Here is an 8451-nt window from a genome sequence, read left to right as displayed (position 1 = left end):
GCCTGGAGGTGGTCGCTGTTGGTGAAGACGGCGTCGGCGGGGCCGAGTTGGGCGCTGCGGCTGATGACGTCGCGGAAGTCGCGTACGTCGCAGTGCTGGAGGTCGAGCGCGGCGGGCAGCGAGCCGCCGGCGTCCGCGTACCGGTCGTACGCGGCGCGGTGGGCGTCGGGCTGGTCGGTGAGCAGCGTGACATCGAGCCCGAGGCGGGCGGCGGCGGGCAGGAACCCCTCGGTGACGGAGTCGGTGGGGTTGAGGGCGAGAAGGTGGAGGCGCACGACATTCGTGCCTTTCGGATGAAGGGAGCGTCAGCCTGCGCCGTGTGGGGGCTCGGTGCGGCTGAGGGGTGGCGCGGGGCCGGTGGGCCGGTTGTGCCGGGGGCCGGGAGGCCGGGGGTGGTGCGTGGGGTGGTGCGTGTGGCGGTGCGCGGCGGTGCGCGTCAGACAGGCGCCGGCAGGCCGGTGGGGGTCGCGTCGGCGCGGCCGCGGGCGCGCGGGCCGGGTGTTCGGGGCCTTCGTCCACCGTACGAGCGGGGGGTGGCGGCGGGCGCCGCGGAGCCGCCGGGCGTACGGACGGCGGCACGGGCGGGCACTGCCGTGACCGCGGCGGGGGACGTGGACGTAGGGGTGCGTGAGCCGGTGGCGGTCGGGCTCGGCGCCGTACGGACGGCGGGCGCGGCGGGCGCCGCGATCGGCGGGCGGGGCCCGCGAGTTGCCGCAGGGCGCACGGCGGCATGCCGGGCGGTTCCGAGATCGGTCCGGTTCACAGGACAGACCCTAAGTTAGGCATACCTAACTTTGTCAATTTGCGCTGCGTCCATGCCCCTCGACGCACCGTTTCCGGACTACGGCAGCCCCACGCGCCGCTCACCGTTTCCGGACTACGGCAGCCCCACGCGCCGCTCACCGTTTCCGGACTACGGCAGCCCCACGCGCCGGTACCGGGCCCGCCGGGCGGCGAGCCGCTCGCCGCGCTCCTGGGCGCGCAGCGCGGCCAACTCGCCCGCGAGCACGGCGCGGAGGCGATCGGTGAAGGCGACCCCGTCGCCCCCTTCACATCCTTCTTCCACCACCCGGTCCACGATGCCGTTCGCGAGGAGGTCGGCGGAGCGTACGCCCTGCCGGGCGGCGACCTCGTACGCCCGTTCCGTGGTCCGGTGGAGGATGGCCGACGCGCCCTCGGGCGGCAGCGGCGACAGCCAGGCGTGGCGGGCGGCCACGACCCGGTCGGCGGGCAGCAGCGCCAGCGCGGCGCCGCCCGCGCCCTGGCCCAGCAGCAGGCACAGCGTCGGCGCGGACAGCGTCACCAGGTCGGCGAGCGACCGGGCGATCTCCCCGGCCAGCCCGCCCTCCTCGGCCTCGCGCGACAGGGCGGCCCCCGCCGTGTCGATGACGGTGAGGAGCGGCAGGTCGAGTTCGGCGGCGATCCGCATCCCGCGCCGCGCGGCCCGCAGCCCGGCGGGCCCGAGCGCCTGCCCGGCGGGGGCCTCGCCCGCGCGCCGGCTGCCGCGGTCGTGGCCGAGCACCACGCAGGGCACGGACCCCACCCGGGCGAGCGCGAGCAGCAGCCCGGGGTCCCGCTCCCCCGCCCCCGTACCGCTGAGCGGCGTCACCTCGGCGGCGACGGCGTCCAGCAGCTCCCGCACACCGATCCGTCCCGGCAGCCGCGACCGCCGGATCGACTCGGCGGCGGACGGCGGCTCGCCTGCCTCACCGGCGGGTAGCTCGTTCCCCTCCGTCGCCCCCTCCGGCCGCGTACGGGCCCCGTCCGCGCACAGGACGTCCAGCGCCCGCGCCGCGACGGCCCCCAGCTCTTCCGCGGGAAGCACGGCGTCGATGAGGCCGTGGGCCAGGAGGTGTTCCGCGACCTGGACGCCGGGCGGGAACTGTTCGCCGTAGAGGGCCTCGTGGACGCGGGGGCCCAGGAAGCCGATGAGAGCGCCGGGTTCGGCGGCGGTGAGGTGGCCGAGAGAGCCCCAGGAGGCCAGGACGCCGCCCGTCGTCGGGTGGCGGAGGTAGACGAGGTACGGGAGTCCGGCGCCCTTGTGGTCGGTGATCGCGGCGGCGACCTTGACCATCTGGAGGAAGGCGACCGTACCCTCCTGCATGCGCGTGCCCCCGGACGCCGGGGCGGCCAGCAGCGGCAGCCGGAGTTCCGTGGCGCGTTCCACGGCCCGTACGAGCCGCTCCCCCGCCACCACGCCGATGGACCCGGCCAGAAAGCGGAACTCGCAGGCCACGACCGCCACTCGGCGCCCGCGCAGCCGCCCCTCGCCGGTGATCACGGACTCGTCCAGGCCGGTGCGCTCGCGCGCGGCGCGCAGGTCCGCGCGGTAGTCGGGGTCCGGCGTGTCGTCGAGCGCCCCGGCCGGCTCGTCCCAGCAGCGCCAGCTGCCGGGGTCCACGACGGCTTCGATCAGTTCCAGCGCGGGCGTCCGGGGGCTCGGTGCGGTCATGGGATCACCCTGTCACGCGCCCCACCGGGCGGGGCCAACGGCCCAAGGGGTTACGGTCGCCCGGGGCGCCCGCCATGCCCGTACTGCCGCACCCCGACGCGTGGCGGCAGCGCCGGATCGCCGGCCCCTGCGGCGGTGCGGGACCCGTGGCGAGAAGGGGCCGGAGCGTGCGGTTGCGGGGGTGGCGGCCCGGTGTGAGGGTGGGTGGTCTCGGGGATCAGCCGTGCGCGCCCGGACGCGCGCCGGTGAACGCGCCAGCGAAAGGGCCTTCCGTGAGCATCCCCGCCGACAGCCTGTCCGACCCGGCCGTACGAGCCTTCGTCACCGCCCTCAACGCCAACGACCAGCAGGCCTTCCGGGCGGCGCTGGCCCCCGGCGCGACCATGTCCGACGACGACACCGACCGCGCCCTGGGCGAGTGGGCGGACCGGGAGATCTTCTCCTCGAACGGCCATATGGACGTGGAGTCCGAGTCGGACGGCGGGCGGTCGCTGATCGCGGTCTACAGGAACGACACGTGGGGCGCGATGCGCACGCGCTGGGTGTTCACCGTCGGGGACGGCAAGGTCGACCGCTTCGAGACCGGGCAGGCGTGACGACCCCGGGGCCGCCCCGCGAGAGCGGAACGGCCCCGGAGCGCGGCGGGTCAGCTGTGCGGCTTGACCCAGCCCTTCTGGACCAGCTGGTCGCAGTGCCACTTCGCGTGCGCCGGGCTCTCGCCGTGCTTCGCGGTCGCCTTGAGGCAGTCCGCGTAGGGGAAGGGCGGTCCCTGCGGGGCGGCGGCCTGGGCGGCGGCCGCCGACGCGCCGAGCCCGCCGACGGCGATGGCCAGGGCCAGGGCGGCACTCATTCTGCGCATGGTGTTCTCCTCTGTTGTCCTGTCTCGTATATCCCGTATTCCGCTGATCTCGCTGATCTCGCCGAACAAGATCAGCTAGGGCTCAACGAGCGAGACGGTCAGCAGAAACCATCCCTCCGCCTGGCTTCGCGAATGGCCTCAGGAGAAGCAGGTGGTCGGCGTCGCGTGGGCCGGGTCGAGGGCGTTGGCCGTCTCGTGGAAGGCCAGCCGGTCCGTCAGGCCGATCGCGAGGTGTTCGGACAGGTCGACCGGGCACAGCTCCTGGAGCAGGACGTTACGGACGTCCGGACCGCTGAGGAACTGCGAGCGGTACGGCGTGACGACCTCGTCGTACTTGCTCGCGATGACGGTGTAGCGCACGCCCGGCACGGTGTCGCCGCCCGCGTTGAGGCGGTTCAGGAAGGCGGACCCGGCGACCTGGTCGGTGAGGCCGGGGGTGAAGTGACCGATCGCGTCGGCCGCGCCCGGGAAGTAGTCCAGCAGCTTGGTGAGGCCGTTGAGCGTCGTGCCGTGGTTGTCGGGGGCGATGCCGACGAGCGCTCCCACCTTGGCCGCGCCGCCCAGGAACTTCAGGTACTGACGCGGCATCATGCCGCCCTGCGAGTGCCCGACCAGGTCGGCCTTGGGCGTGCCGGTGGCGGCCAGCACCCTGTCCACGTACGCGGACAGCTGCTTCGCGGAGTCCGCGATCGGGCCGAGGCCGTGGAAGAGGGGGACGCCGGGGAGCTGCCCGTAGTCGAAGGAGAAGACGCAGTAGCCGCGCGCCACCAGGTAGGGGGCGAGGCCGAGCCAGTTGTCGACGGAGTTGCCGAAGGTGCCGTGCACGAGGACGACGGGGCGGGGGTGGGCGGCGGAGGGCTTGCAGGAGTAGTCGTTCCAGCCGCGGCTGACAGCAGTGGTGGCGGCGGAAGTGGCGGTGAAGGCGGCGGCGGAGGTGGCGGTGGTACGGGCTCCGTCGGCGGCGGACGGCGCGGCGGCCGCACCGGCCGGCGTCACGGACGCGGTGAGCGCGGCCAGCGCCAGGGCGAGCGCGGCCAGCGGCCCGCGGGCGCGCCCCAGGGACAGCTTCATGTGGACTCCTCGCAGGTGGTGGGAGGTTGCGATGGGGCTCACGCTGCGGTCCGGACCACAGATTTGCCGAGTGCACGTCAAGGTACTCACGAGTAAGGAAGACGGCCAGGCATGCGCCTGTGAAGAAAGCGGCACGGAGCCCTCACGCCACGTCCAGGAGCGCGGCGGGCCCGACCGCCGCCGCGCCGAAGCGGGCCCGCGCCCGGTCCACGGCCGCCCAGGCGCGGCGCGCCTTGTCGTCGTCGGGGTCGAACGTCAGCTGGCGCGCGGTCCGGTCGGCGTCCCGCAGGTCCTCCGCCCGCAGCGCCACCGCCCGCACCCGGGCCCGTTCCAGGCCGAGCGCCGCGTGCAGCGCGTACGCGGCGGCGGTCAGCGCCGGGGTGTGCGCGGTCGGCTCCTCCAGGGCCCTGGCCCGTACGGTCGTGGAGCCGTCCGCGTAGCGCACGGTCAGCGCGAGGCCGCGGGCGGTCTGCCCGCTCGTACGCAGCCGGGAGCCGAGCCCGTCGGCGAGCGTGAGCAGCGCGCGGCGCCTGCGGCCGGGGTCCAGTTCGTCGCCGTCGAAGCGGTGTTCGGCACTGAGCGAGCGGGCGGGCGCGTTCGGCGTGACGGGGGTCGGGTCGATGCCGCGCGCCCGCTCGTGGATGCGGCGGCCGGTGCTCGCGCCGAGGATGCGTTGCAGGGTGGCGGGCGGCGCGGCCGCGATCCGGCCGACGCTGTCGAGCCCGTACGCGCACAGGGTGCGGGCGGTGGCCGGCCCCACGCCGTGCAGCGCCGCGGCGGGTTTCCGGGCGAGGAAGGCCGCGACCTCGGCCGGGTCGTCGGCCAGGGTGCGCACCGCGCCGGGCGGGCCGTCCTGCGCGGCCATCCGCGCCAGCATCGGGTTCGCCGCCGCCCCGACCGTGCAGTCGACCCCGTGCAGCGCCAGCGCCCGGAGCCGGATGAGGTCGGCGAGCCCGATGGCATCCCGCCCGAAGTACCGCCGGGCGCCCCGCACATCGACGAGCGCGGCGTCGGGCGGCAGCGCCTCGACCACGGGCGAGAACTCCGCCAGCATCGCGAGCAGCCCGCCGTAGCTCTCTTCGCCGAGGGGGACCGGCCGCCCGCGGGCGGGGGCGTGGGGCGCGCGGCGGTGGAAGCGCGCGTACAGGATGTGCGGCGCGGCCGGTTCGCCCCGGACCTCCCGGTACGTCACCGCGCCCGCGCCCGTACGAGCCTCGTCAGCCTCCCCGCGGCCCGTCATCCCGCGCTCCCCGGGCTCGCGTGCCACAGCTTGCGGCCCGTGGCGGCGCGGTCGCCGGCGGGCTGGAGGTCGGCCCAGGGGTGCAGTTCGTACCCGGTGGGCAGCTGGATGCGGCGGGCGGTCTCCGCGCCGTCGGCATCGGCGGCCGCGCCCGGCTCCGCCGCGAGCAGCGCGGTGACCGCCGCCAGGCCCCCTTCCCGGCGCAGCGCGGTGAGGTCGGCGAGGTTCCAGGCCGCGGCGCCGACGACGCTGAGGCTGCGGGGGCCGCGGCGCTGCACCACGCCGCGTACGAGCAGCAGCCAGGAGTGGAAGACGGTGTGCGCGCACGCGGCGTGGCTGTCGTCGAAGAAGGCGCAGTCGACGAGGCCGCTGCCGTCGTCGAGGGTGGTGAAGATGACGCGTCGGCCCGAGCGGATCGGCGGCGTCTGGGTGGCGGCCTTGGCCCCGGCGACCAGCACGGTCTCGCCGTGCCGCGTGTCGCGCAGCCGCTTCGCGGGTATGGCGCCCAGTTCGGCCAGGAACTCCCGGTGGTCGTCCATGAGATGGCGGGAGGCGTCCATGCCGAGGACGCCCAGTTCCGCGCCGAGCCGTTCGTCCGCGTCGAGGTCGGGCAGGCCCGCGGGTTCGGCGAGCGTGCCGCCCTCCAGCGGGAGCTGCCGTTCGCTGGGGTCGGCGCCGCGCTGCCCGCGGTGGAGTTCGGCGATGTGCAGCAGCAGGTCGCGGCGGTTGGGGCCGAAGGCGTCCAACGCGCCGACCTGGGCGAGCCGTTCGGCGACGGGGCGGCCGGGGCGGGCGCGCCGCCACAGGTCCTGGAGCGAGGCGTACGGGCGGCCGGCCGCGATCCGGTCGGTGGCCGCCTCGCTGATGCCGTGCACGTCGCCGAGGGCCAGCCGCACCCCGAAGGCCGTTCCACCCCCCTTACCGGACACCAGTTCGATTCGATAGGCGGCCGCCGACCGGTTCACGTCCAGCGGCAGGATCGGCACGCCCCGCCGCCGCGCGTCCGCGAGCAGCAGCCGCTTCGGGTACATCCCCGGGTCGTGCGTGAGCAGCCCGGCGTAGAAGGCCGCCGGGTAGTGCGCCTTGAGCCAGGCCGACTGGTAGGTCGGCACGGCGAAGGCGACGGCGTGCGCCTTGCAGAAGCCGTAGCTGCCGAACGCCTCGACGATCCCCCAGGTGCGTCGGACGGCCTCCGGCGGGTACCCCCGCCGTTCGGTCTCCCGCTCGAACCAGGCCCGTACCCGCCCCTGCCGCTCGGGGTCCGACAGCGCGCGCCGCCCCTCCTCGGCCAGCGCCCGGTCGCAGCCGGTCATGATCGCCAGGATCTCGATGATCTGCTCGTGGAAGACGACCACGCCGTACGTGTCGCGCAGCGGCCCCTCCAGGTCCGGGTGCGGGTAGCGGACCGGGGCGCGGCCGTGCCGGGCCTCGATGAAGGGGCGCACCATGTCGGCGGCGACCGGGCCCGGCCGGAAAAGCGATATGTCGACCACGAGGTCGTGAAAGGTCGAGGGCTGGAGCCGCCCCACCAGGTCCCGCTGGCCGGGCGACTCGATCTGGAAGCAGCCGAGCGTCTCGGCGGTCCGGATCAGCTCGTACGTCCGGGGGTCGCCGGGCGCCACCCGCGCCGGGTCGTCGAGGTCCACCCGCTCCCCCGTGGCCCGCTCGATCTCCCCCACCGCGTGCGCCATCGCCGACTGCATCCGCACGCCCAGCACGTCGAGCTTGAGCAGCCCGAGGTCCTCGACGTCGTCCTTGTCGAACTGCGCCATCGGGAACCCCTCGCCGCTGGTGGGCACGGTGGGCGTACGGGCGCGCAGCGTGGCGTCCGAGAGCAGCACCCCGCACGGGTGCATGGCGACGCCGCGCGGCAGCGCGTCCAGCGCCTCGACCAGCTCCCACAGCCGCCCGTGCTTCGTGCCGTCGGGGTCCACGCCGCGCAGCTCCGGCAGCTCGGCCAGGGCGGTGCGGGCGTCCCTGGCCCGGATGTGCGGGAAGGACTTGGCGAGCCGGTCGGTGAGGGCGGGGTCCATGCCCAGCGCCGCGCCCACGTCCCGTACGGCGTGGCGCACCCGGTAGGTCTCGGGCATGGCGACGGTCGCCACCCGTTCCGCGCCGAAGCGGTCGAAGATCGCGCGGTAGACGTCGAGGCGGCGGGCGGACTCGACGTCGATGTCGATGTCGGGCAGCACGGCCCGCCGGACGGAGAGGAAGCGCTCCATCAGGAGCCCCTGTTCGACGGGGTCCGCGTGGGCGATGCCCAGCAGGTGGTTGACGAGCGACCCGGCGCCCGAGCCGCGCGCGGCGACGCGGACGCCGAGCGCGCGGGTGTCGTCGACGACCTGGGCGACGGTGAGGAAGTACGAGGCGAAGCCGTGGTGTTCGATGACGCGCAGTTCGTCGGCGAGCCGGTCCCAGTACCGGCGGTCGCGGTCGTGGCGGCGCAGCACCAGGCCCGCCGCGCACCGCGAGCGCAGCACACGGGCGGCGGTGCGGTGCCGGGCGCCGACGAGGTGCGGCTCGGGGAAGTGGACGTGGCCGAGTCCCAGGTGGTCCTCGGGGTCGACGACGCACTCGGCGGCGGTGCGGCCGGTCTCGGCCAGCAGCCGCCGCGCGGCGCCCCGCCCCTGCCCGGCGGCCTCGGTGATCTTCTCGGCGACGGCCGCCATGTCCCGTGCGCCCTTGAGCCAGCGCTCGCCGCTGTCGAGGAGTTCGGGTCTGCGCGGGTCGATCGGCACCAGCCGCCGCGCGGAGTCCAGGACGTCGGCGACCGGGCCCTGGCCGGGGTCGGCGTAGCGCGTGGAGTTGGTCAGCACGGCCCGTACGCCC

6 protein-coding genes and 1 pseudogene are annotated in these 8451 nt (G+C 75.6%); 1 reads left to right on the top strand and 6 read right to left on the bottom strand.

The window, feature by feature from the left end; all coding sequences use genetic code 11:
• Window positions 1–275: pseudogene (locus ACFU99_RS23655) on the bottom strand (siderophore biosynthesis protein); the annotation flags it as partial.
• Window positions 276–913: 638 nt separating this feature from the next.
• Window positions 914–2452 (bottom strand): carboxyl transferase domain-containing protein, encoded by a 1539-nt coding sequence (locus ACFU99_RS23650; RefSeq protein WP_384395088.1) that lies wholly within the window; start codon window positions 2450–2452, stop codon window positions 914–916.
• Between the two features lie 272 nt (window positions 2453–2724).
• Between ACFU99_RS23650 and ACFU99_RS23645 the strand changes: the two genes are divergently transcribed.
• A complete protein-coding gene (locus ACFU99_RS23645) occupies window positions 2725–3048 on the top strand; it encodes a nuclear transport factor 2 family protein (RefSeq protein WP_384395086.1) in 324 nt (107 codons plus the stop codon).
• Between the two features lie 50 nt (window positions 3049–3098).
• Here ACFU99_RS23645 and ACFU99_RS23640 read toward each other — a convergent pair whose 3' ends face one another.
• From ACFU99_RS23640 to dnaE, 4 genes are all read right to left on the bottom strand, one after another.
• The gene (locus ACFU99_RS23640) at window positions 3099–3311 is read right to left on the bottom strand and encodes a hypothetical protein (RefSeq protein ID WP_384395085.1); all 213 of its coding nucleotides are present in this window, start codon (window positions 3309–3311) and stop codon (window positions 3099–3101) included.
• Window positions 3312–3449: 138 nt separating this feature from the next.
• On the bottom strand, window positions 3450–4382 hold the full coding sequence (locus ACFU99_RS23635; RefSeq protein ID WP_384395083.1) for an esterase/lipase family protein: 933 nt from the start codon (window positions 4380–4382) through the stop codon (window positions 3450–3452).
• A gap of 142 nt (window positions 4383–4524) precedes the next feature.
• Window positions 4525–5622: a helix-hairpin-helix domain-containing protein gene (locus ACFU99_RS23630; protein ID WP_384395081.1), complete on the bottom strand. Its 1098-nt coding sequence runs from the start codon at window positions 5620–5622 to the stop codon at window positions 4525–4527.
• On the bottom strand, window positions 5619–8451 hold a 2833-nt coding region (gene dnaE / locus ACFU99_RS23625), incomplete at its 5' end, for a DNA polymerase III subunit alpha (protein WP_384395079.1). The genes ACFU99_RS23630 and dnaE, both read right to left, overlap by 4 nt.

The organism is Streptomyces sp. NPDC057654 (genome assembly GCF_042800135.1).
Taxonomy (GTDB): Bacteria; Actinomycetota; Actinomycetes; order Streptomycetales; family Streptomycetaceae; genus Streptomyces.
Note: the sequence above shows the minus strand (reverse complement) of the source record. Positions and strands in the feature narration are given on the sequence as shown.

Excerpts from the sequence above, each read along its gene's own strand:
- ACFU99_RS23650 (WP_384395088.1), bottom strand. The coding sequence starts at position 2,452 with ATGACCGCACCGAGCCCCCGGACGCCCGCGCTGGAACTGATCGAAGCC.
- ACFU99_RS23640 (WP_384395085.1), bottom strand. The coding sequence starts at position 3,311 with ATGCGCAGAATGAGTGCCGCCCTGGCCCTGGCCATCGCCGTCGGCGGG.
- ACFU99_RS23635 (WP_384395083.1), bottom strand. The coding sequence starts at position 4,382 with ATGAAGCTGTCCCTGGGGCGCGCCCGCGGGCCGCTGGCCGCGCTCGCC.
- ACFU99_RS23630 (WP_384395081.1), bottom strand. The coding sequence starts at position 5,622 with ATGACGGGCCGCGGGGAGGCTGACGAGGCTCGTACGGGCGCGGGCGCG.